We start from the raw sequence: 25505 nt of genomic DNA on the forward strand, positions 1-25505 counted from the left end.
TGATCCTTTGAATTACGAGTTTGAGATATGTTTGGATTGGCCGCGTTACTTAGCAGACAACCCAATGAATGAAGAGCATCAGCGTCGGTTGAACTTACGCTGAGTGCTCCTTCAAGTCATAGACTGCATAGATGTGTCACACTTCGGCGTTGAATTCGAAAATTGCTATTATATTGACAATATTTAGATCATTAATATGGGCATAATTCATACGCATCTAGGCCCTGACCTATTCTCGAGTGACGATGTTTTTATTCACAGCGTAGGTTGGTTTTAGCCCTTTAGAGAGACTCATGACTATCTGCTCAAGCGCAATTCTTCGGCTCTCCATTAGAGATTCTTGCGATAGAAAACCGACATGAGGCGTTACAATGACATTCTCTAGCGAGATCAGTTGACTGTTGTGGTTGGCTTCATCCGCGAGCACATCTAATCCCGCTGCCGATATTTTTTTAGATCGAAGGTTCTTGATTAATGCCTCTTCATCAATGAGTCCACCGCGTGCTGTGTTGATTAAAATGGTGCCATCTTTCATCTGTGAGAATGTTTCTTCATTTATCATGTTCTCTGTTTCAGGTAATAGTGGCGTATGAAGAGAAACAATATCAGATATCGCGAGCAGTTTTTCCAAGGAGCTACACTTAGTAATCCCCAGTTTCTCTGCTTCTTTATCTGTTTTAGATGAATGGCAGAAAACCACGTTGATACCAAAGCCCTTTAGCATCGGAATCAATGCCAGAGGAATGGAGCCTAATGAGACAAGACCGCAGGTTTTTCCTTTTAACCGGTGAAGTTCGTTGCCGATAAAGGGAGTCCAGTTCCCAGCTTTGACACTAGTGTTGTATGTACTGATACCTCTACTGAGGTCGAGTAACAGTGCCATAACATGGCTAGCGACTTCATAGGCACAAAAACCGGGTGTATTGGTCACATAGATACCGGCTTTATCCGCAGCCTTGATATCGATCTCATTGGTGCCAATGCTTTGCAGCGCGATGATTTTCAAGTTGGGTAAATGCTTTAAGGTATCGGCACCCACCTCGGTGTATTCCAGTGTTAAAGACTCGGCATCCTTAACATCCTCAATCAGGTTGTTTCCAGTGACTTGGGTTAGCGCTAAATCGCTGATGCCCCACTCATTTAAGAGTCGGTTTTCATAGTTCAGATCACCCGGCATATTGTAATAAACGACGTTCTTTTTCTGACTCACTAGAGGCCCTCCTGAGCGTTTTAACACTCTATTCACTTTCTGCTATAAAGCTTATCCAGGCGAGTTAAACGCTTAAGGTTAAGCGCTCATCCAGCGACGCAGGTTATCGAGCATGAAACGGCAGCGTTCAAGTTGTTCATTGCTCACATACTCATCGGGTTTATGTCCTTGCTCCATACTGCCAGGACCGCAGACTAAAGTGGCTACTCCAGCTTCATCAAACAATCCACCCTCTGTACCAAAAGCTACTGTGCCAAATGTTTGGCTGTGACTCCAACCTGCGAGCCATTGGGCAAATTCAGACTGGGGATCGGTTAGCAGTGGGGGATAGGCCGCTAACGATTCGAACTGGATATCTGCGCCCGAGTGGACTGATTGCATAACAGGTTGAAGAGTTTGTTGTGCATAATCCTGCAACTGATTAAAGGTGCTGCTGGCATTAGCTTTAGGGAGATAACGCATTTCTATGTCGAATTGGCAGTATTCAGGGACAATATTTAAAGCAGCACCGCCTTTGATCGTTCCCGTTTGTAAGGTGCTATAGGGCGGGTCAAACCGATCATCTAAATGCTGTTTCAGTGGTTCTGCAAGCTCGGTTATTTTTGTAATTAACTTTGCCGCATACTCAATCGCATTGACCCCCTCAGGAGCGTAGGCTGAGTGGCAAGCATGACCTAACACCTTGCAGCGCATGGCTACTTTGCCTTTGTGGCCATAGACCGGTTGCATACTAGTTGGCTCACCAATAATACACATTGCTGGTTTTTCAGGTGATGCCTGTAGATGCTCAATAAGGCTTCGAACACCAAGGCAACCTATCTCTTCATCATATGAAAAAGCTAGATGTAAAGGCATGCGAAGGTTGGTTTGCTGAAAATGCGGAATGGCCTCTAACACACAGGCGATAAACCCTTTCATATCCGCACTGCCTCGGCCGAAACACTTGCCCTCTTGCTCAGTGAGTTGAAAGGGCGGATGTGACCAGTTTTGACCGTCTACGGGAACCACATCTGTATGCCCCGACAGCATGACACCGCCATCACCACTAGGTCCAAGGCGTGCATAGAGATTGGCCTTGGTTTTTTCAGCGTTGAAAATGAGTGTCGACTTGATACCCAATTGGTCAAGATAGTCACTAATCGTGTTAATTAGCTCTAGGTTGGACTCTCGACTCGTGGTATCAAACTCCAACAGCGTACTGAGCAGCTGTCGGAGTTGTGCAGAAAGCTTTGGTTGAGCGTTACTCATTACCCGGTACACCATAGCTAGGTGCTTGGCGTGGGTCCAACGCACGGGTTACGTAAGCCTGCATCTGTGGCTCGTAATCTTGCCAGAGTTTCGACAATTCACCGAGAGGATCTTCATCGGCCCAATCGACACGCAGGTCGACTAATGGCCAGGTATAATCGTCGACGACTTTAACGGCTGCCGAGTGTACGGGCCCTGCTTCTCCACCTTTTTCTATACCGGCTGCTAACGCGGTGATTAAACGGCTGGTTAGTTCGCCGCGAGATGTTTCAAAACTATGGGTCATCGCCTCAATCACGTTTGTATTGTCCAGCATGTTGCCCGCGGCAACACAATGCTGAGCTTTGACCATGTTGTGTGTCCCTAAGGTTTCCGTACCGCTGAAACACGCGGTTTCGCCACTCGTATTGATAACGGTAACCTGACGGTAGGCGCTGAATTTGTCTTCTGATAGAGCAGACTTTAATGCTTGGTCGGGTGTTAATCCGTCTTGTAGGTGCTCAAGAATCTTTTGGCCCAATGCGGGCAGTGTGATATTTTGGCTTGAGACGGCGCCCACACCTGCCAGTAGCCATGGGCAACGAGCACCGACAGCAATGCTGGATGAGCTGATGGCGATGCCTAACTGGCCACTTTCGGGGCAATATGCCGCAATAGAAATAGTCATGCTTGCTCCTAATTATTGTTGTTCAGGGATCACTGCAATAATATCGATCTCCATCAACCACTCAGGTTGTGCTAATCCAGCAACGACCAGCCCAGTAGAGATAGGGAAAACACCTTTCATCCAGCGGCCTACTTCACGGTAGACCGGTTCACGATAGCGGGGGTCGGTAATATAGGTTGTTGTTTTGACAACGTGCGATAAGTCGCTACCCGCCTCTTCTAGCAGCTGTTTTACGTTTTTCATGGCTTGCTCTGCCTGAGCTTGCGGGTCTCCTAAACCGACGAGTTTACCTTCGAAGTCAGTGCCAACCTGCCCTCGGACGTAGACGGTATTGCCGGCAACAACTGCTTGGCATAGATCATTATCTAGAGACTGGTTTGGGTATGTCTCTTTAGTATTGAACATTCTGATACGCGTATGTGTAGGCATGATAATTCCTGGGTTATACCTCGTTGCGGTATTGTTGATACTGGCGCTGGATAACAATTTGGTCGGCAATATATTTTGCATCGTGCCATACACCCCAAATAAAGGTGGAGCCGCGCCGTGAAAGCCATGGGAGGCCGAGAAAATACACCCCAGGTTCGCTGGATACGCCACGGTGATGCTTGGGTTGATTGTTCTCATCAAAGGCATCGACTTTGAGCCAGTTATAGTCTGTCGCGTAGCCTGTTGCCCAGATAATCGATGTAATGCCTTTTTCTGCTAGATTCATTTCCAGTATGGGGTTAGTCATACATTCAGGGTCAGGTAATAGCGTGTGAGCTTCGGGCTCTTCGGGCAAATCTAAGCCGTTATTGGCAATATAGGCATCGGCTCGCGCGAGCAATGATAGGTAGTTATCATCACCTGCTTTAATGTTGGCGGCTAGGTCATTATTAAAACGAACAACGCCGTTGCTGAAGGATTCCGTGCGGCCAACTAAGTTTAAGCCTTGATTAGCGAGTTCTCGGAAATCGATAGTTTTTCCACCATGAGCACCACTCACCGCGATGGTGACATGTTCTTTACCGGGCTCGTTGGCAGCGGCATCCCATAAGCCAAGCACACCGAGCCACCACACAAAATCACGGCCACGATAACTACGAGGTGGGCGGTCGTGTGGACCAACTGAGAGGTAGACTTCTTTGCCGGCACGTTGCAGCTCATCAGCGATTTGTACGCCGGAAGAGCCTGCACCAATCACCATCACGCCACCCTCTGGTAGCTGCTCTGGGTTGCGGTATTTAGCCGAGTGAATTTGGTAAAGTTCTGGTGTTTTTGGTGCAATAGCGGGAATGACCGGAATTTGAAAGGGCCCGGTAGCGGAAACCACACGTTGTGCATTAAAGATGCCGTCTGATGTTTCAACGGTAAAACCACTCAAACCTTCATTTCTTACGACACTATGAACTTCCACACCGGTTCGTACCGGTACGTGAAACTTGTCGACGTAGGCTTCAAAGTACTCGGCAACTTTGTCTTTAGGCACAAAGCTATCTGCGTCGGCGTTAGGGAAATTCATACCTGGAAAACGGTCATGCCAAGCGGGGCCGTTAGCGACTAGAGAATCCCAACGCACACTGCGCCAAGCTTCAGCAATACGATTTTTCTCCAATACGAGGTGTGGAACGTCCTGGCGAGTTAAATGCTCGCTCATAGCAATACCCGCCTGACCAGCCCCGATGATAAGTGTATCTATATCTGTAATATCTACTGTCATTTGTAAATGCCTTTATATATCGGGTTCAATTACCCGCGAAGGGATGAGTCCAGCTTATGGCAGTAAATAAAGGCAGTAAATTATTATAAATATACGATCTAAATAGGAAAAATATCATGCCTTAACTATTTTTATGTAAATAGTTAAGGGAGGGGTTATCAATCAACAACGTTTTTTTAAATATTATCTAAATCGAAGTTATGACAGTAGTCTATAAATAAGCGTGCGGGTTTAGTTGGCTCATTCGTTTTTAAATATGCCATTATTAATGTGGAGCTTTCCATATCATCAACGATGTCAACATAGGCTAATTCTTGACCATCATAAGTCATATTAGTGCTGGGGCGAGTGACCAGTATGGAAAATCCCTGTCCCTGTCCAACCATACATCGAACCATTTCGATGGATGGTGATGTATAAGCCACTTCAGGGTGTAAGCCCTTTTCAGCAAAAAGGCTGAGAAAGTAATTTCGACTAGGAATAACATCGAGCAAAATCATGGGTTCATGACTTAACTCGGCCAGTGATACAGAGTCTTTTAGAGCGAGAGGGTGACCTGCAGGTAGAAGGGCATAGGGTTTGTGAGGCGCGTTCAGCGTCTCTTTACGAATTGAGTTATCCAGTTCGAGATCATACAAGAATGCTAAGTCAAACTGCCCTCTATGTAATCCCGCCATAATCTCGTGCTGTTCGCCATCATGCAGCTGAATTTCAATGTCAGGATAAGTTGCTTTAAAGCCTGCAATCAACTTAGGTAGATACATTGGCGCAACTGAGGCAAAACTGCCAATAGATATCTTGCCCCTGGTTTTTTCGCTGCCCGCTAAAGTGTTTTGCTCAAACTCATAAGATAGGCGCAGTAGTTCAGATGCTTTGTCGTAGAAGCTTCGCCCGCTGGGAGTCAGTGATACACCTTGGGCATGATGTCGGATCAGTAGTTTTTGGCCGAAGGTTTCTTCGAGATTTTTGATGGCAATAGAGATCGAGGGTTGGGCGATATGAAGTTTTCTTGATGCTTCAGCAATACTTTCTGTCTCGACCACTGTGGCAAAATAGTGCAATTGTTTTAAGGTAAAATGTCTCATAATGGTCCATTGTTAAAATGTTGCTTATCGTTGCTCACCTATACATTATCATTAGGCAACAAGTATGCCACGACCTGCGATTTCGTATTCATTGCGGGGAAACTCCCATATTTCAGCACTTTAAATCTATTTGACATTATAAAAAGCGAACATAAAAAAAGACTAATTTTTGCGGTGCACCGTTTTGGACGACCATGTTCTTTTTTGGGGCGATAATGTGATATTTATTTAAAAAATCTATTTTTTGTTATCTGAAGCCGCTAGATAGTTTTTTTAAAACTAGAAGAGAACAAAATAATAATTGCTACTGATGCCACTATAACCACATAGTAAATGCATGCATTTGAGATCCCAATGTTCTGATTCAGAACAATCTCTCGTTAATTATTATAAATGAAGGTGGCAATTCTATGATGTTTGATTGGGACTATATGTTCAGTTTGTTTAGCGTGTCCGATTTTTGGTGGGCAAGCTGGACGGTTATTAAGCTGAGTCTAGCGAGCTGGGGTTTGAGTATTATTATCGGCTTTATATTAGCACTAGGTAAACAGTCTCGGTTTGCTGTACTCAGTATCCCGTCCAATATTTATATCTGGTTCTTTCGAAGCTTGCCGTTATTGGTACTTCTTATTTTTGTATATAACATGCCGCAGATGTTGCCAAGTACGAGTGCGTTTCTGTCAGAGCCATTTTGGGCCGGTTTGATTGCGATGGTTCTGTGCGAAAGTGCTTATGTTGCAGAGATACATCGAGGTGGATTGTTATCGATTCCTAAAGGTCAGGGTGAAGCTGCTAGAGCACTCGGTATCCGTTTTGTCGGTACTCAATGGTTGGTGGTGATTCCTCAAGCATTACGTGTTGCATTGCCTGCATTGGCCAATGAATACATATCTATTGTTAAACTTACTTCGCTGGTATCGGTCATCTCGCTGACTGAGATTCTGATGGTAGGCCAACGCTTATATTCCCAAAATTTTTTAGTGTTAGAGACGATGGCTGCTGTAGCCGTATTCTATGTGTTTATCGTCACTGTGTTCGACTTCCTGCTTAAACGCTTAGAGAATTATCTCGATGTGACTAAACGTAATGTGAGTCGCCAGCCTTCGGAGGAGTTTATTGAGGCTGTCCGAAGCGCCCCAGCACCGCAATTAAAACCGACTAGCGAATTTGATGGGCCTGCATTACATGCTTCCAAACTGCACAAAGCTTATAACAATGTTGAGGTATTAGGCTCGGTCGATCTCAGTATTCAGACCGGAGAGGTTGTGTCAGTGATTGGGCCATCAGGTTCGGGTAAGACAACCTTGATTCGATTATTGAACGGTCTTGAGCAGCTTGATAATGGTGAAGTTGACTTAAACGGACAGCCGTTTCTGAAGCTGCAACGCAATGGCTCCAGTACCCCTCGCTTTATTGAACATTCAGAACATCGTAACAAAATTGGCATGGTGTTTCAGAGTTTCAATCTATTTCCGCATCTGACTGTGCTTGATAACCTGCTATTGGCACCACGCTATCACCATATGGGTAGTAAGAAAGATCTGGAAATGCAGGCATACCAGCTACTGAATAAGGTCGGAATGTTGGAACATGCGTGGAAGTATCCACACCAACTATCCGGTGGTCAGCAGCAGCGTGTCGCTATTTCACGTGCATTGATGATGCGTCCTCAAATTATGTTATTTGACGAACCAACATCGGCATTAGACCCAGAAAAAGTCAACGAAGTATTGCAGGTGATTGAAGACTTGGCCCGTGAAGGCATCACCATGGTAATTGTTACCCATGAGATGAATTTTGCCTTCAAAGTGTCCGATCGGGTTGTGTTTATGGAACAAGGGCGGGTGGTTTGTGATGACGCGCCGCAGGTACTACGCGAAGGCCATAATCCCCGTGTAGAAGCCTTTCTTAAAGATGTGTCCTTAGCTTGATTAAATGATTTAGGAGTGACCCATGATTGAACAATGGCAGATAGATCAATACAACGAACAGGGATTCCTAGTCGTTGATAATGTACTAACAGAACAAGAAGTTGCGGCGTTACAAAATGATTTTGACCGTTGGGTGGAGGAGAGTCGACAGCATGAGCAGCCTTGGGGGGAGACCTTAGATGGTCGAGCTCGCTTTGATATTGAAGGAGACCATAGCGCGGACCATCCATCTTTGCGCCGTGTGACATCACCGACTGAAATCTCTGATGCTTATAAACGCACGGCACTGGAATCAAAAGTTGCCCAGATCGCCGGTCAGTTAATCGGCGGTAGTGGTACGCGATTACATCACAGTAAAGTGAATTCCAAGTTACCCCGCACAGCGACCGAGGTTAAGTGGCATCAAGACTTTCCGTTTACACCACATAGTAACGATGATCTGGTGACTTGCTTGCTAATGGTGAGTGAAGTGACGTTGGCCAATGGGCCGCTACAAGTTATTCCCGGCAGCCACAAAGGGCCACTGTTTTCGCATTGGGATGGCGATCAGTTTACCGGCACTATCAGTACCGAGGTTGAAGAGCAATATTGTCAGCAACCCGTCTCTTGTTACGGTTCACCTGGAGCTGTGTGTTTTATGCATACACGTTTGTTGCATTCATCTCGCCCGAATGAGACTGAGGCCCCTCGAACCATCTTTATCAATGTCTATGCCGCTGAAGACGCCTTGCCATTAGGCGACAATCCATTGCCGAGTATTCATACCGGTAGTTTGGTGTGGGGCAAGGAGAGCGGTGAAATTCGTTGCACTACCAATCAACTGCGTTTGCCACAAAAACCAAAAGGGGCCTCTTTTTTTGTTCAACAAGCGAGGAAAGACTCGGTTAATGCTTAATCCTATAGAGTAATGAGAGGAATAATGATGATGTTTTCTGTTTTGACTAAACGATTAACTACACGTTCTGTTGCCATTGGTGTTGCTGGCGCAGTTTTGTCCCTGAGCTCATTGAGTGCGTTGGCATTTAAAGAGCCAGATAGGATTATTTCCGGTTCTGATATGACCTTCTTTCCATATGAATATATGGATAACAATCAGCCAGCGGGCTTTGATGTTGAGTTTTTAGCCGGTTTAGCGAAGGTTATGGGGCGAGAGGCTGTTAATGTTGATACACGCTGGGCCAACTTGATTCCAGGCTTGCGTGGAGGTCGTTTTGATATCATTAACTCCTCTATGTACATTACCGCTGATCGTATGAAAGTGATCGATATGATTCCCTATTTGAAAAGTGGCGAATCTATCCTATCAGTGAAGGGGAGTGAGTATCAGCCTAAGGTGCCTGAGGACTTTTGTGGTCATACTGTTGGCTCTATGGCGAGCACGTCTTGGTTAAAACAGTTACAGAAACTGTCAGTGAATTACTGTGAGGCAAATGGGCTTGACCCGATTGCTATCAGAGAATATCCAACCGATCCTCAAACCACTCAGGCAATGTTGTCTAATGCTGTTGAGGCTCAGATTACTGACGCAGCGGTAGCACGTGGAGTGATTGATAAAGTGGGTCAACGTGTCGTGATCTCTTCTACTACTCTGATTTATCCTGTGCTGAATGGTTTTGGTGTTAAAAAAGGGAATGATGAAGTAAAAGATGCGCTAATCAAGGGGCTAGAAATGTATAGCAAAACCCCTGAGTATGATGCTTTGTTGAAGAAATATAACTTCCAAGCCCCAACGGCTGAAGACCTTGAAACTCTGATGCCTAAATCCTGATGACTTAGCGTGTACAGAGTCGCTCTGTATACGCATTTATAGGAGTAAGTTATGTCTCTTTCTATCGAAGAACAAACGCGAATAGACCTAGCTGTCGCTTTTCGTATTGTTGCCCACCTTGGAATGCATGAGGCGGTAGCAAACCACTTTAGTGCAGCAGTCTCAGCTGATGGTAAACAATTTCTTATCAATCCTAAGTGGATGCATTTTTCTCGTATTCGCGCCAGCGATCTATTACTGCTTGATGCGGATGATGCGTCCAATAATGACAACCCTAAAGTTGATGCAACAGCATGGTCGATACATGGACAGCTACACCAACGCTTGCCACATGTTCGTGTAGCGATGCATTTGCATCCGGTGTATACCACGGCTGTTTCCACGATGGAAAATCCGCATATACCGCCTATCGACCAGAATACTGCTCGCTATTTCAATCGGGTCTCTGTCGATACGATGTTTGGTGGCATGGCTGATACGGTCGATGAAGGTGAGCGGTTAGTCGGTTTATTAAAAAATAATAGTCGTCTGTTAATGGGGAACCATGGGGTGATGGTTACAGGTACGGATATTGGTATGGCCTTTGATGATATCTGGACATTAGAGCGAGCTTGCCAAATTCTGGTAACGGCTTGGTCAACCGGTCGTCCCCTGAATACTCTTTCTGATGAGGTTGCTGAAAAAACCGCTCGAGATTGGGAAAAATTTGTAGACTTCTCGCGGCAGCACTTTGAAGAGATGAAGGCTTTGATTATTCAACAAGATCCATCTGTGCTTGATTAATTAAACGTGATGCTCGTTTATCACGTTTAATAGTAGTTGAATCGGATATACCTTTATAAGAGAACTAGCTTGGTGAAGCTAACAGACGCCAATGTTTTTTAAGCTGATTTTTAGTGGTTTACAATAATTAACCGTGAGTTAAATTCATATGCTTATGAGTATAGATTCATTCTAAACGATTAGATATCGTGACAATATATGATAGTAGCTTTGCATGTATTTTAAGTGCTTATAGTTGGTTTATTGGAATAAAATTATTCTGTTATATTGGTTTTTTTTATATCCAGCCGTAAATAATTTTATAATGCATGGTGGCTTTTTATGTTTTGTTTTTTAGGGTGTTTTCTTGAGTTTGATGTTGATTTATTACGTTTATGATTGATTGATCTATAAGTAGTTTATAAGAAATATAATGGAGAAATTATGGAATATTTTGATGCTATTAATTGGCAAGATCGTTTAGATAATATTGATTTTCCTAAAGGACTTTTTATCGAAGGTCAGTTTTGTGCTGCATCTGAAGGTAAAACCTATGAGTCCATAAATCCTGCAACTCAAGAGTGTTTGAGCTTAGTCGCATCGGCTGATGTTACTGATGTTGATCTGGCTGTTAATTCGGCACGCAAAGCGTTTGAAGATGCTGAATGGTCTTCAGCTTCACCGGCATATCGAAAAGAAGTTCTTTTAAAGTTAGCACAGCTTATGCGTGAGAATGCTGCTGAGTTGGCATTACTTGAAACACTCAATATGGGTAAGCGAATAAAAGATTCATATGAAGTGGATGTCGCTAGCAGTGCGGACACTATACAGTGGTATGCCGAAGCCGTAGATAAAGTTTATGGTGAACTCGCGCCGTCAGGTAGCGACAGTACGGGCATGGTTGAAAGAGTTCCCCTTGGAGTCGTTGCCGCAATAGTTTCTTGGAATTATCCACTTACCTTAGCTGTCTGGAAGCTTGCTCCTGCATTAGCTGCTGGTAATAGTGTTATCCTAAAACCATCAGAGCAATCACCGCATTCAGTTTTACGATTAGCCGAATTAGCAATTGAAGCAGGGTTGCCGGCAGGTGTATTGAATGTTGTTACAGGGGCTGGGTCAATAGTAGGCAAAGCTCTAGGGCTTCATAATGATGTTGATTGCATTACTTTCACGGGCTCAACTAATGTAGGTAAATTATTAATGACTTACTCTGCTGAGTCAAATATGAAGCCAGTCTGGGTGGAGTGCGGTGGGAAAAGTCCGAACCTTATTTTTTCAGATGTAGAGGATTTAGATCAAGCTACCGATATGGCTTGTTATGGTGTTTTCGGGAGTCAGGGGCAAGTATGCTCTGCAAATTCTCGCCTATTTATAGAACGTAGTATCTATCAAAAATTTGTTGATTTAATAATAGAAAAGTCTAAATCATATATACCTACGGATCCTCTTAATCCATTATCTGGTTGCGGTGTAATGGTGGATCAACATCAGGCAGATACCGTTCTTAAGTATATATCACTTGGTATCGAAGAAGGTGGTACGGTTATTTTAGGCGGAGAGGCTGGAAGCTTACCCGCATCTGTTATGCCTACAATTATAGGCGATGTCAGTAACTCAAGCAGGATAGCTCAGGAAGAAATTTTCGGGCCTGTTCTTGTGGTTATACCATTCGATAGTGAAGACGAAGCTGTGAAAATGGCAAACGATTCATGCTTTGGTTTGGCGGCATCGATATGGACTAATAATCTTTCTCGAGCACATAGAGTTTCTCGTAAGTTGAAGGTCGGTACGGTGTCTGTAAACGCTATGGATGCTATTGATTTAAGTACTCCTTTTGGAGGATTTAAACAAACAGGCTTTGGGCGGGACTTATCACTACATGCGTTTGATAAATATACTGGATTAAAGACTATTTGGATTAGTCATTCTTAAATAAATGATATAACAATAACGATATTAATGAGGTGAGCTATGAATAATAGTAGTCAGTCGACGAAGACGTCGATAGGTATAGAAAAAAGAAGCGTTGAATTCATTCCTTTAGATGAAAGAAAAGGAAGCTCACGTGAGCTATTTGGAATTTGGTTCGGTTTTAATATGATACCTCTTGCTTTGATAACCGGTGCTATTGGTGTTGCTAGTGGGCTGTCTTTTTGGTGGTCTGTACTAGCAATTACTATCGGGGCTCTTTTAGGCGGTATTACTATGGGGCTTCATGCATCCCAAGGGCCAAAGCTTGGTGTCCCTCAGATGTTACAAGCTCGAGGTCAATTTGGCTCACAAGGAGCAGGGTTACTTACTATAATTGTTCTTCTGGTAATAATTGGTTTCTTTGTGTCAAATTTGGTCGTTGCTGCCCAGTCTCTCATACTTGCAGTACCAGAAATTTCTACAGTACATGCAATTTTATTTGCGACATTGACTAGTTTAGTTATAACCACTGTTGGTTACTCGCTTGTTCGGTATCTCTCGTCAGTTACAGCTTGGGTTGTAGGTGCAGTGCTGTTGTTAATTGCAGCCGAAGCTATTTTCAACATAGGGAATTACCCAACTATCACTGAAGCAGGGGACTTTACTGTCGCTGCTTTTTTTATGATGATGATGATTTCCGCTTCATGGTTAATTGGATTTGCACCATATGTATCTGATTATTCAAGATATATGGCTCCAGATAGTGATGAAGTGGCAGCATTTTGGGGAACTTATTTAGGGTGTACATTAGGTGCTGTAGCAACAATGATCGTTGGTGCATTTTTAGCGTCTCAGATAGCTGCTGGTGATCCACTCGCTGCATTAAAAGAAAATTACGGGTTTACAGGTGTATCTGTTCTTGTCATTTTCTTTGTAGCGTCATCGTTGGTTAACTGTATCAATTCTTATACCGCTACGTTAAGTATTTTGACACTATTAAAAGGTATGTTTCCTAAGTTGCACGTAAGCTCATCGATACGTATTTCAGCTATTGTTGTTTTTCATATCATTGCTTTCTTTATGGCTACGGCGGCTAGTGAAGATTTCTTAACTATTTTCATTGATTTTATATTGTTCCTGATTTATTTCTTGGTTCCTTGGTCTGCAATTAATCTTGTGGATTACTTCCTAATTAAAAAAGGTGAGTATGATATAGACTCGTTTTTTAAAGCTGGTGGCGGTATATATGGCCGGTGGAATGGAAATGCAATGATGATTTATGGTTTTGCAATGCTTTTTGAATTCCCATTTATGAATACTAGTTTATACGCAGGTAGCATGGTTGATTTACTTGGCGGCGTAGATATTGCGTGGATAGTAGGATTTATATCTGCTGGATTTTTATATTACTTAACAAATAAAAATAAAAAACAGGTGATGAACTATAGCTCATCCATGTCTTCTAAGTAATATTTGATTTGAGAGTAGGGTTTTAAAATGAATTATGATTATATAATCGTTGGTGCTGGCTCTGCAGGATGTGTGCTAGCAAATAGATTAAGTAAGGATGAAAATATTAATGTGCTTTTGCTGGAAGCAGGTTCTTGGGATAAAAACCCATTAATTCATATCCCTGCAGCGCTTCCTGCTGTAGCACCTAATGAAAAAATTAACTGGGGCTACTATACAGAAAAAGAAAGCAACTTAAATGATCGTGCACTATTTTGGCCTAGAGGTAAAGTCGTCGGTGGGTCAAGCTCTATAAATGGAATGGTATATACCCGTGGTAATGCTGGTGATTATGATAAATGGGAAGAGTTAGGTGCAACTGGTTGGTCTTATAAGGATGTATTGCCTTATTTTAAAAATGTAGAAGCGAATGACCGTGATGACAGTGTTTATCATGGAAAGACGGGGCCTTTACGCGTAACTCGTGCTGTTCCAACATCGGAGTTATCTGGTTTATTCGTAGAAGCAGGAAAGCAAGCTGGATTTAGATGTAGTGATGATTTTAATGGAGATAATCAAGAAGGCTTTGGTGAATTCGATGCAACCGTATATCAAGGACGGCGTTGGAGCACTGCTACTGGTTTCTTGAAACCTATTAAAACAAGAAATAATTTATCGGTTATTACTGGTGCACTAGCATCTAAGATTTTGTGGGATGGTAATCGCGCTATAGGGGTTGAGTACCTGTGTAAAGGTAAGCTAGAGAAAGTTTATAGTGAAAGAGAGGTTATTTTATCGGGCGGCGCAATTAATTCACCTCAATTATTACAACTTTCAGGTGTTGGCCCAGCAAAACTGTTAAATGAGCTTGGTATAGATGTCGTGGCTGATCGTTCTCAGGTTGGAGAAAATCTTCAGGACCATCTTTGCGTTTGTATTATGTCTCGAATAACTAAGCCTATTAGTCATTATCGTTGGTTGAATCCATTCCGTGGGATGTTGGCTGCGACACAATATATGGCAGGGAGGAAGGGTATTGCTGCGCAAGCTCCACTCTCGACGGGGGCATTCCTTAAAAGTGATCCAAATTTGGCTTATCCAGATTTACAACTTCATCTCACGCCGGCTTTGGTGACGAGTCATGATAGTTCTTGGCCGAAAGAGCATGGCTTGACGATTTATGTTAATCATGGTTATCCAAAAAGTCGCGGATCAATTAAAATTTCTAGCAAAGATTCGAACGTTCATCCTTGTATTGTTGCTAATTATCTATCTGATCCAGAAGACCTTACTATTCTCCGTAATGCTGTAAAGATGACTCTTAATATTTTACAGCAGCCTTCTTTTAAGGATGTACTAGGAGAGGGGATCGGGCTTACTAATCAGAATGCGGATGATTCCGATATTGATGAATTTATTCGTTCAAATGCTGAGACAGTATACCATCCCGTTGGGACTTGTCGGATGGGTAGTGATGATGAGGCTGTAGTTGATACGCAACTAAGAGTGAAAGGTGTTAAAGGTTTACGTGTTGTTGATGCTTCAGTAATGCCATCGCTTATTAATGGTAATACTAATGCACCTACGATTATGATTGCAGAGAGAGCTGCTGAGATGATTCTTAATTATGTGAATTATTAAGTTTCATAATGTCTTAAGTTAAACTGTTTTATATAAAAACCCTGATTAAAGATTGGTCAGGGTTTTTTTATGTTTGTATTAGATATTTAAAGGCTCATTCAATTCGATAATGTAGTTGTCTGGATCGTATATGAAGCCCAACATTCGTTGCCCGTGGTTCATTTTTTTTGCTGCACTTTTGATTTTAACTCCTTCGGATTCTAGATATTCCATAGCTTCGACTAAATTGCCAACATTAAATGCAATATGTCCATAGGCATTCCCTTTATCATAAGGTTTATTGATGTCCCAGTTATTGGTTAATTCTATTGTTGTTGTTTTATTTTCAGGTCCATAACCAATGAATACATTGGTGAACCTACCATCATGATATTCATTTCTTCGTAATACTTTCATTCCCATAATTCGAACATAGAAGTCTAAAGATTTATCTAGGTTCGAGACTCTTATCATTGTGTGGTCAAGATTAAATTCGATTTTTTTAGCCATATCATATTTTTCATTAGGTTTTTGGTAAGAATTATTTTACAAGATAAAAAAATAAAATTACCCGTAGTTATGCTCAGGTATCATTGAATTATACTTGCTTTAACGTTCTATGATAGGTGTGTATATTTATATCATTGTTGTGATTTTTGAAATTTACTTAAAGAAAGTATTTGTAAGGCTTATTGTTGCTATGTGAAGATTTTAAGTTGCTTAGCATGTTAAATACTCGAAGGATTTTTTATAATATGACTGCGAAAATAATTAAAAGCCCAATTTCTATTGCCAATTTTGATGCGAGTTATAGTGATAGTGGGCCAGTTTATTCTATGCCACCAGAATGTTTTACTAGTGAAGAATTTTATCAATTCGAATTGAATGCTGTATGGGCTCATGAATGGTTTTGTATTGGCCGTGTGAATGATATTCCTAAAACGGGTGATTATTATACGATTGAAGTGGGTGAAGACCCTTTGATTGTTATACGTGATCGTAGCGGTTCAGTGAATGTTGTTTCAAATGTATGCCAACATCGCGGAATGGTTATTGTCGAAGGTCGAGGTAATACCCGTCGATTAAGTTGCCCGTTACATGCTTGGGTTTACAATACGAGCGGTGAATTAACTTCAGCACCAGGATTAAGCGATGAAAAAGTAGAAGATTTTAATATTAAAGATGTGTGTCTTCCGAAAATTCGTACTGAGATTTGGGAAGGATTTATTTTCATTACTTTTGATGAAAGTTTACCTCCATTGAGTGACCGTTTAGGTAACCTAGGTGATCAGTTAAGTAATTACAAAATGTCTGAGTTACGTGCTTCTGAACCGCTAAAAATGGAAGTATTTGATTGGAATTGGAAGATTTTTAACGACGAATGTTACCACTGTTCATATTTACATGGAGGATCATGGGGTGAGATGTATCCTTTACCCCAGAGTAATGTCGATGAGATGGTTAAGTTTAATGATGTCGAAAAGGGCTTAGTGTCATATAACTTGATTAGTCAACATATAGACGCTGCACCTACACATACAGGTTCAATTCTTCAACCGTCGATCGATGGTTTGACAGATCAGGAACGTCAGCAGTTGAGTTACATTACGGTTGCCCCCAATCTTCTGATTGTTGCAATGCCCGATAAAGTTAAGTATTTCATGTGGTTACCTAAAGGCGCTACAGAGTCTTGGTACGGTGTTTCTTGGATGTATCCAGAATCAACTCTGGCTTTGGATAGCTATGAGAAAAACTACCAACAAGAGCACGATGATTTATGGCAGGTTATGGAAGAAGACCTATTCGCTTGGAAAGGCGTACAAAAAGGCATGCAGTCTAAATATGCGCCTCGTGGTCGTTTAACATCTCATGAGTTGGTTATTCAGCGCTTACAAAACTGGCTGATTGACAAATATAGAGCCGAAGAAAAGCGTGCGGATGCTGAGTGAAAAATAAGTTAAATGTTGTTTAGATAATTATAATTAGGATGGGTTTTCTAGTGATGCTAGATAGCTAGATCTCCATTTTTTAGATAGGTTTTGAGCTGTCGATTTGTTTACAAAGTGGAGCGTTAATAGGGTGATCTTATGGCTATAAATAATCATGTTTTGGTTAAGATAGCTGCCAAACAGCAGTTAACCGAAGATGTTGTTGAGTTGACGTTAGTATCTGCTGATGGGGACATTTTACCGATTTGGCAACCCGGTGCACACGTTGAATTAGTATTAGAAACCTGTACTGATGCAAGTGGTAGTGTGGACGATAATAATGTTTTGTTGCGTCATTATTCCCTATGTAGTGATTATCTTGATTGCAGCCAATGGAAAGTGGCTATTTTGCGCGAAGAGGGAGGGCGTGGAGGCTCACTATTCATTCATAATCAATTGCAGCAGGGAGACACGCTTAAGGTTTCTGAGCCGCGTAATCATTTTCCTTTTACTCCTCGTAAAAAATGCCTGTTTATTGCCGGAGGTATCGGTATTACTCCGATGTTGCCGATGTTACAGCAGGCGGATAAGGAAGGCGTAGATTGGCGCTTGGTTTACCTTTCTCGTGAGCGTAGTCGGATGTCATGCCTTGAGAAGTTGGCGCAGTATGATCAATCACGTATCACACTGAATTGTGATAAAGAGGATGGGTATATTGACCTGCCAGGCTTGTTAGCAACCTGTGACACGGAAACCTCTGTTTACTCTTGTGGCCCTAAACCGCTTTTGGATGCTTTAGAGTCACATTACAGCGCTCAAGTTAATCCAACCTGGAGTTTAGATATTGAGCGTTTTGCCGCAGACCCTGTTGATAATTCTGGTGGCGCTTTTGATGTGGTTATCAACAGTACAGGTCAGCGTATTCATATTCCTGAAGGTCAGTCTGCTTTAGCCGTACTGCGTGAAGCGGGTATTAAAATCCCTATTTCTTGTGGCGATGGTATCTGCGGCTCCTGTGAAACCCGTGTGTTATCGGGTATTCCTGACCATCGTGATTCTGTTCTTTCTGAAGAAGAACGTGAGGAAAATGATTACATGATGTTGTGCGTTTCTCGTGCCTTGTCTCCCGAATTGATTCTAGATCTTTGATGCTATGTCCCAGAGTAAATAGGGGATAGGAAGAAGAGATTGGATCTCGCTGTATAACTAGAAATATATTAGGTCATTCTATGTCAATTAAACGTGTTGTTGTGACTGGCGGTGCTGGTCGTGTTGGGGGCTATGTTGTCCGCCAGTTACTTAAAAGTTATGAAGTTGTTATTGCTGATCTAGTCGCAGGTGAAAGTGGCGTTGAATACATTGAAGCTAATGTGATGGACCTGCCGCAATTACGTAAAGCGTTTGAAGGTGCAGATGCGGTAGTGCATTTAGCGGCTTTAGATTATGACTGGAACTGTGCCCCTGAGAAATATATCGATGTCAATGTGCGGGGTACTTGGCATGTATTGCAGGCTGCTTCAGAAGCGAATGTACAGAAAGTAGTGCTTTGTTCTAGCGTGTCAGCCTGTGGTCTGAGTGAGATGCGCCCTAACTGGAAACCGACCCATTTGCCTATCGATGAGACGCATGAGAATAAGCCAGTAGAGGCTTACAGCGTTTCTAAAATAGTAATGGAGCAGATGGCGAAGAGTTTTGTGGATGGCACTGATATGGATGTGATCTGTTTGCGTCCGTTAGCGGTTGTGCTTGATGAAACATTGGAAGAATACATTGCGTTTGTTGATACGCCTGATCGCAATTGGTTGTTCTATTATGTAACAGCTGAAGATGTGGCGACTGCATTTGATTGTGCGTTGAAAGCGGAAGAGTTGCGTTTTGGTACGTTCTTCCTGAGTGCTGATGATACGTCGCATCCAGAGCCAACATTGGATTGGTATCGGAAAATTATTGGTGAGCAACCAGAGATTATCATACCTCGGCGTTTCCAAGTGAACCCTCGTGCATCCGTTTTTTCGAGTGCAGCGGCAAAAGAAGTTCTGGGTTGGCAGCCTACGTCAAATTTTGAACAACTTCGGGCAAAAGCGAAAGCGCGTGCCTGATAGCCACTTTGTTAATTCGTAAATAACAAAAAAGTTACATAAGGATCTATGCTATGAACTCTATTCGTACAGGTAAGGTCGACTGGACCGGCGATAACCCATTTATTTATCTAAAAACCGATTCTGAAGGCGATTGGTCTTCTTTGTCGTTGTACTTCCGAATAGCTGCGTCTGATTACGGCCGCGGTGAAGTTATTCTGGTGTTGGAAAACCCTTATCAGAAAGAAGATGGAAGTGCTGTGCGTAAGTGTCTCACTGATAATCTTGAGCTGGCACAGTACCTAGTGGAAAATTTTGTCCGCCGTTTTGGTTTATTTCGTGCAGCGGTGGCTCTGGATAATCTGGAATATATTGCCGATGCCTGTTTCAAGACTGAAACTGATTATCCGAAGCAGCAGGCCTGTATTGCTCACTCTGAGAGTACTGGCACAACCTTGAGCATGATCTGGAAAGATCTGGCGGAACCTTTTGCGGTGGCTTTACCGCCGGAAGAAACTCAGACGGGTGAGCATGAGATGTTCGCTATTTTCCAGCCTGCTGGCGCTGCGCAAGTTGAAGTGAATGGCACTCCGCTTCCGGGTACAACGGTAGAGCGAGATTTTCTGAATCGTATCGCTCAATCTGCTGCTTTAGCGAACAGTGAAAGCTGGGTTCGCGCTGAATGACCCTTAAGTTTTTGGTCATTACTAAGTAGTCGTTAAGTCATTTCTACTTCATATTTTTATCATTTATATGAATGCCATCTTAGTTGATGGCATTCTTGTTAGGAGAGTCCCCTTATGTTGTTATCCGCTGCTGATCAGCTCGCATTTGATCGGGTTTCAGAGTGTCGTCCTCAATGGGTTGGCATGTGCCAAGTGAGCGATGTTGTTGCTGAGCAAAATAATGTGTTGCTGTACGCTGGCCCTCCTTTTAGCTCAGTCGACATAATTCCCGCTCCCGTCATGAATTCCCTTTGTGTTGGAGCCGTATGGGAGGGGTGGGCTAAGACTTATGCACAAGCTAAAGACCTGATTTTGCAGGGACAGATTAAAATCGCTTCGGCTCAGGATCATAATATAGTCGTACCGTTAGCTGGAGTTGTTTCTCCTTCAATGCAGTTAATGGTTATCGTGGATGCTAATAATCCTAGCGCGCGTAAATATTCAGTATTAAATGAAGGTATGGTGCACTGTACCCGTTTAGGTAAGTTAGACCCTGAACTTCAAGGGCATTTAACTTGGTTGAATGGTGAGTTGAGTGAGTGGATCAAACCCCGACTATTAACACCAATCGATCTGTTACCCATTATTGAAGCGGCCTTAAACGAGGGTGACGATTGTCATGGACGCACCATTGCAGGGTCTGCATTGTTAGCTGATTGGCTGTTTCAGGTTGATGATAATGATGTGCCAGAAGCTATCGAAACGTTTTTAAAGGGGGCAATGGCTTTTGCGCTCAATGTTTGGATGGCCGCGAGTAGCTTAATGATGTCTGTGGCCGAAGGTGTCGAAGGGGCGTCTTTGATTACTAAAGCGGGCGGGAATGGTCATGACTTTGGTGTTCAGATTGCGACGAAACCTGGTGTTTGGTTCACGATGCCTGCGCCTGAAGTGAAAGGGGCGGTCGAAACTGCATATGCTGGGCGTACCGCGGTTGGCGCAATCGGTGACAGTGCCGTTGTCGATTTCATTGGTTTAGGTGGTCAAGTGTTGAATACTGCGCCGGCATCTTATAACGGCCTTAAAGATTATCTACCTGAAGATGCTCTGAACCGACCAGACAAAGCGTTAACGGCTTCTCTTGCTGGGTTTGGTGGTCGTCCTGCTATGACTTGTGCCCGTCAAGTTGTCGATCATGAAGGTGGTCCAATGGTGGTGTTGGGGATGATAGAAGATCGTGGCGAAGTGGGTCGTATCGGCGGCGGTGTAGCCGATGTGCCGGTCAGCTTTTTCCGTCAAGTGTTGCAAGAGGCCGGATTATGAGTGATCAAACATCAAAAACCGATCTTAAAGTACAGAGTTTAAGTCAGGCGTTAAAGCTGATCGCCGCCGGTGATTGTACTGCCGAAGATCTGATTAACGCCTATTACGATCAGATTGAAGCCCGCGAAATGGAAGTCGGGGCTTGGCAATTCCTGTTGTCTAGAGAAGAATACCTGCAAAAATATCAGCAACAAAAGGCATTTTATCAAGCGAGTGTGCTTAAAGGGTTGCCCATTGGTATCAAGGATATTATTGATACATGTTGCATGCCAACAGAGATGGGATCGCCTATTCACCAAGGGCGGCAGCCCGTCGATAATGCCAGCTGTGTCAATCTGCTGATGCAGGCGGGTGGTATCGTATTAGGTAAAACAGTGACGACAGAGTTTGCCTATTTTAAACCAGGTAAAACGCGTAATCCGAAGGATCTTGATCGTACCCCAGGTGGATCGTCGAGTGGTTCTGCTGCCGCTGTTGCTGATTTTATGGTGCCAGTTGCAGTAGGGTCTCAAACTGCCGCATCTGTTATTCGCCCTGCCGCTTATTGTGGTGTTGTAGGTTATGTCGGTAGTCGAGGTGAATACTCTTTGCGGGGTGCGCAGCCTTTAGCTCAATCACTCGATTCATTGGGCTTGTTTGCGCGTCGAGTGGACGATATTGAGCTGCTACGCAGTATCTTATTATTACAGCCACTGAAGCCCTCGGTTAAGCCTGATCGTCCATACCGTATTTTGGTGTGTCAAGGTAGTGCGGTGGGTGAAAGTGATTCTGCCATGAATCTTGCGATGCAACGGTTCAGTGATCGTTTACAGCAGGAAGGGGCTGAAATGGTTGAGATGCATAGTTGTGATCTGATGCGTCGTTTAGTTGAGCATCATCGTAATATTATGGCTTGGGAAGTCGTCCGTAATCTGAGCTATGAAGCTGAACATCCTGAACAGGTTTCTGCAGCCTTGCTACAGTTATTTGAGCAAGGACGTGAGATGACGCGAGAAAGTTATCTTGAATCGTTAGAGGCCGTCGCGAAAATTGGTCGTTGGCTCTGGTCTAATCCTGATCATTTAGGTATCGATGCAATACTGGCTCCTGCTGCACCAGGTGTAGCACCTATGGGTCATGAAGCAACGGGTCAGCCGCATATGAGTCGACCTTGGCAAGTACTCGGATTGCCCGTCGTTACCTTGCCTGGCATCACCGATGAGCAAGGTTTGCCACTGGGATTGCAGTTGATTGGTCGTGCTCGAGAGGATGATCAATTGTTGGCTCTGTCTCGTTGGGCTGAAGGGTATTTAGTTTCCAAATAGTCTCTTAGCATTATCCTCTCAACTAAGGTAGCAACTTATATTATCGAGGGAGAGAGGGTTTGATTTCTTTTAAGACTGGTGTATTGCTTTGCTCAGCCTTTTGGGGGATCGAACCATTTTATATCAAAATTATTAATATTCGATAGGTATTAGCAGCTATTCCGTAGATGACCGATATTTAATGGTGAAAAATTATAGATAAATAATATATTTCATGAGTATAAAAATTCTAAAAGTATGAATATATAATTGATATTATGTTCGAATTTTGAATTTTGCGTCCTTGCATTAGTTTAGTTAAATCGATTTAAAAAACAGAAATATTCATGTTTTCCATTGTGTGTGCTTCATTTATAAGCCAGTCGATAAAAATTTCCATATTATCAGTCAGCTGCATTTTTTCGGGATATACTAAGTAATAAGCATAAGTATCCAAATAGGTATCAAACAACTGAACTAATCGGCCATCATCTAGTTCCTTTCTCAGTAAGGTAGGACAACCTAACATAACTCCTTGACCATTGAGTATTGATTGGATTCGTACATTTGTATCGTCGATAATTAGATTTGTTTTGCAATTGACACTGCCTGCGCCAGACTTCTCTAGCCAAGCATCCCAAGCCGAGCGATCTTCATCATGGATTAGGGTGTAATTACTTAAATCAGCAGGGGTTTTCGGTCGCTCATGTTGTTCAATTAAGCTGGGAGCGCAAATCGGAGTGAGATTTCCAGGGATTAAAAATTTAGTTTCCACTCCAGGCCAGTCTCCTTTTCCCCAGACAATCGCAATATCGATATGATCTGACATAAAGTCAGTCATCTTTATACTATGAGTTAGGTCAATCTCTATTTTTGGGTTTTTGCCCCAAAAACTATTCAGGCGCGGTGCCAGCCAAGCACTAGAAAAAAAGGGTCTAAGTGCAATATTAAGAGATTCACGACCTCGGTTATTCAGAGTATCCTGTATAGCTCGAGCAATCTGATCGAAAGGCCCTACAAGAGAAGCGTGCAGGTGTGCACCATCTATTGTGAGTGTCAAGGTTCGATTTTTTCGAATAAATAATTTAAATCCAAGATAGTCTTCCAGTACTTTAATCTGATGGCTAACAGCCGAAGGCGAAACAAGTAAGTACTCAGAAGCTTTCGTGAAATTAAGATAATGACCTGCTATGACAAAAGTTTTTAACGCATTTAATAAAGGTAGATGAAGCATGAGAAACCTCATGAAGTTGATATATGAATTAATAAAGTTGTGAGTGATCAATTGTCAAATTGTTTATTTAAATAGTCTTGAATTTAACAAGAATAAGAGAAAGAAAAATCCTTCTCTGCCTTGTATACATATATTATTATAAAGTGTTAAACATACCTGTATATAGTCGCTTGAGTAAAGCTATTTAACGATTTTATTTTTCGTATCTCTACATAGAATAAGGATTGTTATTGATAGATAGTCCTTAACTTTGTCGTTAAGCAATGGTACTGACCTTTACTTGATCACGTAAGTGAAAGAACGTCAGAGCACATTACCTGAAATTTAATCCTTCGTTGTGTGATAGATAGAAGCGAAATTCACTGCAAAAAATAGGTTGAGGATATACAGAGTAATAGCATATTTGTGCTGCAGTTAGTTCAGCATCTGATGTTATTAGGCGAGGAAAGGTGCTTTCACGTATGTTGAGTTTTTTCGATTTTTCAAAAATATTCTGAATTAATAAAAGAGATAATTTTTAGTTTTTGGTTTGGTTTTTGTTATATATTAGAGTGTCATATTTTAAAGGTGTGCCGCATGCATTTTACTTTGAAGCAATTACGGTATTTCACGACTGCTGGTGAATTCGGCAGTGTCACGAAAGCGGCAGAAGCGTTACATGTGTCTCAGCCGTCGATATCCTCTGCCGTATTATATTTGGAAGAGCAAACAGGTCTTCAGCTCTTTGTCCGTCATCATGCTCAGGGGCTATCTTTGACTCCAGCAGGAAGGAAGTTTCTACGTAAATCTAAACAACTACTAACAGAGGCTGATGGTCTGGGTCATTATGCCAACACTCTTGGTGAGGATATTACTGGGAAGCTACACATTGTTGGTTTTCCTACATTTACGCCGGTAATGCTACCCTCTTTGATGAAAAAATTTATTAAAAAATACCCTTCAGTCACTATTCAGTGTGATGAAGGGCATCAAAAAGAGATTATTCAGAGCTTAATAGATGGTCAATATGAAATCGCGTTGACCTACGATTTGCAAATTCCTCCTGAAATTGATTTTGAACCTATAATGGAATTTCCTCCCTATGCGGTGTTAGCCTTCGATCACCCTTTAGCAGAGAGGAAAGCCCTCTCCTTGGATGATTTGGCCGCATATCCTATGGTGTTACTGGACTGGCCAATGACGCGTGATTATTTTTACTCGCTTTTTCTGAGTCAAAACTTAGAACCTAATATTGCCTATCGTGCTCAATCGATAGCAATGATTAGAGGGCTTGTTGGAAATGGTTTAGGTTATTCTCTTTCTAATGCGCCATTAGTGAGCAATAAGGCGTTAGATGGTACCAAGATGAAAGCCATTCCTTTGTCTGGTAATTTACGTCCTTTACGATTAGGTATCGCAAAGATTTCTCAGTTTCGTTTAACCTCAGTGGCTGAAGCCTTTGCGGTTTTGCTTAAAGAGCAAGCTTTAGAGTTAAGTGAGTCGGTTTTTCTAGATGATCGGTTTTATATAAGTTTGAACTGACATATTTATAATAAATTAGCTCTTTTACATATACATATTTCGGCAGGGACTCATATAGTAAGCGCAACACTCATAATTGAATAGTGAGAGGTGGTTAATTGCTGCGTAAGCGATCAATAAACC

22 protein-coding genes are annotated in these 25505 nt (G+C 42.6%); 14 read left to right on the forward strand and 8 right to left on the reverse strand.

Annotation, left to right across the window (positions count from 1 at the left end):
* Nucleotides 1-229 precede the first annotated feature (229 nt).
* From KO512_RS10170 to KO512_RS10195, 6 genes are all read right to left on the reverse strand, one after another.
* A complete protein-coding gene (locus KO512_RS10170) occupies nucleotides 230-1210 on the reverse strand; it encodes a C-terminal binding protein (protein ID WP_215952233.1) in 981 nt (326 codons plus the stop codon).
* A gap of 78 nt (nucleotides 1211-1288) precedes the next feature.
* Complete coding sequence (gene argE / locus KO512_RS10175; protein ID WP_215952234.1) at nucleotides 1289-2458, reverse strand: acetylornithine deacetylase; 1170 nt, start codon at nucleotides 2456-2458, stop codon at nucleotides 1289-1291.
* Nucleotides 2451-3125: a DUF1028 domain-containing protein gene (locus tag KO512_RS10180; RefSeq protein WP_215952235.1), complete on the reverse strand. Its 675-nt coding sequence runs from the start codon at nucleotides 3123-3125 to the stop codon at nucleotides 2451-2453. The genes argE and KO512_RS10180 overlap by 8 nt, the downstream gene beginning before the upstream one ends.
* Before the next feature lie 12 nt (nucleotides 3126-3137).
* Nucleotides 3138-3554, reverse strand: coding sequence for a RidA family protein (locus KO512_RS10185; RefSeq protein WP_215952236.1), 417 nt, complete (start codon nucleotides 3552-3554; stop codon nucleotides 3138-3140).
* A gap of 13 nt (nucleotides 3555-3567) precedes the next feature.
* Nucleotides 3568-4827 (reverse strand): flavin-containing monooxygenase, encoded by a 1260-nt coding sequence (locus KO512_RS10190; protein ID WP_215952237.1) that lies wholly within the window; start codon nucleotides 4825-4827, stop codon nucleotides 3568-3570.
* 176 nt (nucleotides 4828-5003) lie between these two features.
* Nucleotides 5004-5912: a LysR family transcriptional regulator gene (locus tag KO512_RS10195; protein ID WP_215952238.1), complete on the reverse strand. Its 909-nt coding sequence runs from the start codon at nucleotides 5910-5912 to the stop codon at nucleotides 5004-5006.
* Between the two features lie 410 nt (nucleotides 5913-6322).
* Between KO512_RS10195 and KO512_RS10200 the strand changes: the two genes are divergently transcribed.
* The 7 genes from KO512_RS10200 (at nucleotide 6323) to KO512_RS10230 (ending at nucleotide 15374) form a co-directional block, all read left to right on the forward strand.
* On the forward strand, nucleotides 6323-7843 hold the full coding sequence (locus KO512_RS10200) for an amino acid ABC transporter permease/ATP-binding protein (protein WP_215952239.1): 1521 nt from the start codon (nucleotides 6323-6325) through the stop codon (nucleotides 7841-7843).
* Nucleotides 7844-7865: 22 nt separating this feature from the next.
* Nucleotides 7866-8738 (forward strand): phytanoyl-CoA dioxygenase family protein, encoded by an 873-nt coding sequence (locus KO512_RS10205; protein WP_215952240.1) that lies wholly within the window; start codon nucleotides 7866-7868, stop codon nucleotides 8736-8738.
* A 24-nt stretch (nucleotides 8739-8762) separates the two neighbouring features.
* A complete protein-coding gene (locus KO512_RS10210) occupies nucleotides 8763-9611 on the forward strand; it encodes a transporter substrate-binding domain-containing protein (RefSeq protein ID WP_252734954.1) in 849 nt (282 codons plus the stop codon).
* 51 nt (nucleotides 9612-9662) lie between these two features.
* A complete protein-coding gene (locus tag KO512_RS10215) occupies nucleotides 9663-10394 on the forward strand; it encodes a class II aldolase and adducin N-terminal domain-containing protein (protein WP_215952241.1) in 732 nt (243 codons plus the stop codon).
* 423 nt (nucleotides 10395-10817) lie between these two features.
* Entirely contained in the window at nucleotides 10818-12305 is a 1488-nt protein-coding gene (locus KO512_RS10220; RefSeq protein ID WP_215952242.1) for an aldehyde dehydrogenase, read from the forward strand.
* Nucleotides 12306-12344: 39 nt separating this feature from the next.
* Nucleotides 12345-13754: a purine-cytosine permease family protein gene (locus KO512_RS10225; protein WP_215952243.1), complete on the forward strand. Its 1410-nt coding sequence runs from the start codon at nucleotides 12345-12347 to the stop codon at nucleotides 13752-13754.
* A 27-nt stretch (nucleotides 13755-13781) separates the two neighbouring features.
* The gene (locus KO512_RS10230; protein ID WP_215952244.1) at nucleotides 13782-15374 is read left to right on the forward strand and encodes a choline dehydrogenase; all 1593 of its coding nucleotides are present in this window, start codon (nucleotides 13782-13784) and stop codon (nucleotides 15372-15374) included.
* 78 nt (nucleotides 15375-15452) lie between these two features.
* On the opposite strand, the gene gloA is transcribed toward KO512_RS10230, so the two are convergent.
* The gene (gene gloA, locus KO512_RS10235) at nucleotides 15453-15863 is read right to left on the reverse strand and encodes a lactoylglutathione lyase (protein ID WP_252734955.1); all 411 of its coding nucleotides are present in this window, start codon (nucleotides 15861-15863) and stop codon (nucleotides 15453-15455) included.
* 245 nt (nucleotides 15864-16108) lie between these two features.
* Here gloA and KO512_RS10240 point away from each other — a divergent pair, with 245 nt between their 5' ends.
* From KO512_RS10240 to KO512_RS10265, 6 genes are all read left to right on the forward strand, one after another.
* Nucleotides 16109-17302, forward strand: coding sequence for an aromatic ring-hydroxylating oxygenase subunit alpha (locus tag KO512_RS10240; RefSeq protein WP_215952245.1), 1194 nt, complete (start codon nucleotides 16109-16111; stop codon nucleotides 17300-17302).
* 138 nt (nucleotides 17303-17440) lie between these two features.
* Entirely contained in the window at nucleotides 17441-18430 is a 990-nt protein-coding gene (locus tag KO512_RS10245; protein WP_215952246.1) for a PDR/VanB family oxidoreductase, read from the forward strand.
* An 80-nt stretch (nucleotides 18431-18510) separates the two neighbouring features.
* Complete coding sequence (locus KO512_RS10250) at nucleotides 18511-19380, forward strand: NAD-dependent epimerase/dehydratase family protein (RefSeq protein WP_215952247.1); 870 nt, start codon at nucleotides 18511-18513, stop codon at nucleotides 19378-19380.
* A 53-nt stretch (nucleotides 19381-19433) separates the two neighbouring features.
* On the forward strand, nucleotides 19434-20045 hold the full coding sequence (locus KO512_RS10255; RefSeq protein WP_215952248.1) for an NAD-dependent dehydratase: 612 nt from the start codon (nucleotides 19434-19436) through the stop codon (nucleotides 20043-20045).
* Between the two features lie 114 nt (nucleotides 20046-20159).
* Nucleotides 20160-21344, forward strand: a complete 1185-nt coding sequence (locus KO512_RS10260; RefSeq protein WP_215952249.1) for an oxamate carbamoyltransferase subunit AllG family protein — start codon at nucleotides 20160-20162, stop codon at nucleotides 21342-21344.
* The gene (locus KO512_RS10265) at nucleotides 21341-22648 is read left to right on the forward strand and encodes an amidase (protein ID WP_215952250.1); all 1308 of its coding nucleotides are present in this window, start codon (nucleotides 21341-21343) and stop codon (nucleotides 22646-22648) included. Before KO512_RS10260 ends, KO512_RS10265 begins: the two co-directional genes overlap by 4 nt.
* 307 nt (nucleotides 22649-22955) lie before the next feature.
* Here KO512_RS10265 and KO512_RS10270 read toward each other — a convergent pair whose 3' ends face one another.
* Nucleotides 22956-23861 (reverse strand): LysR substrate-binding domain-containing protein, encoded by a 906-nt coding sequence (locus tag KO512_RS10270; RefSeq protein WP_215952251.1) that lies wholly within the window; start codon nucleotides 23859-23861, stop codon nucleotides 22956-22958.
* A 576-nt stretch (nucleotides 23862-24437) separates the two neighbouring features.
* Here KO512_RS10270 and KO512_RS10275 point away from each other — a divergent pair.
* Entirely contained in the window at nucleotides 24438-25382 is a 945-nt protein-coding gene (locus KO512_RS10275; protein ID WP_215952252.1) for a LysR family transcriptional regulator, read from the forward strand.
* Nucleotides 25383-25505: the final 123 nt, after the last annotated feature.

It is taken from the genome of Amphritea atlantica, from assembly GCF_018860855.1.
Taxonomy (GTDB): domain Bacteria; phylum Pseudomonadota; class Gammaproteobacteria; order Pseudomonadales; family Balneatricaceae; genus Amphritea; species Amphritea atlantica_A.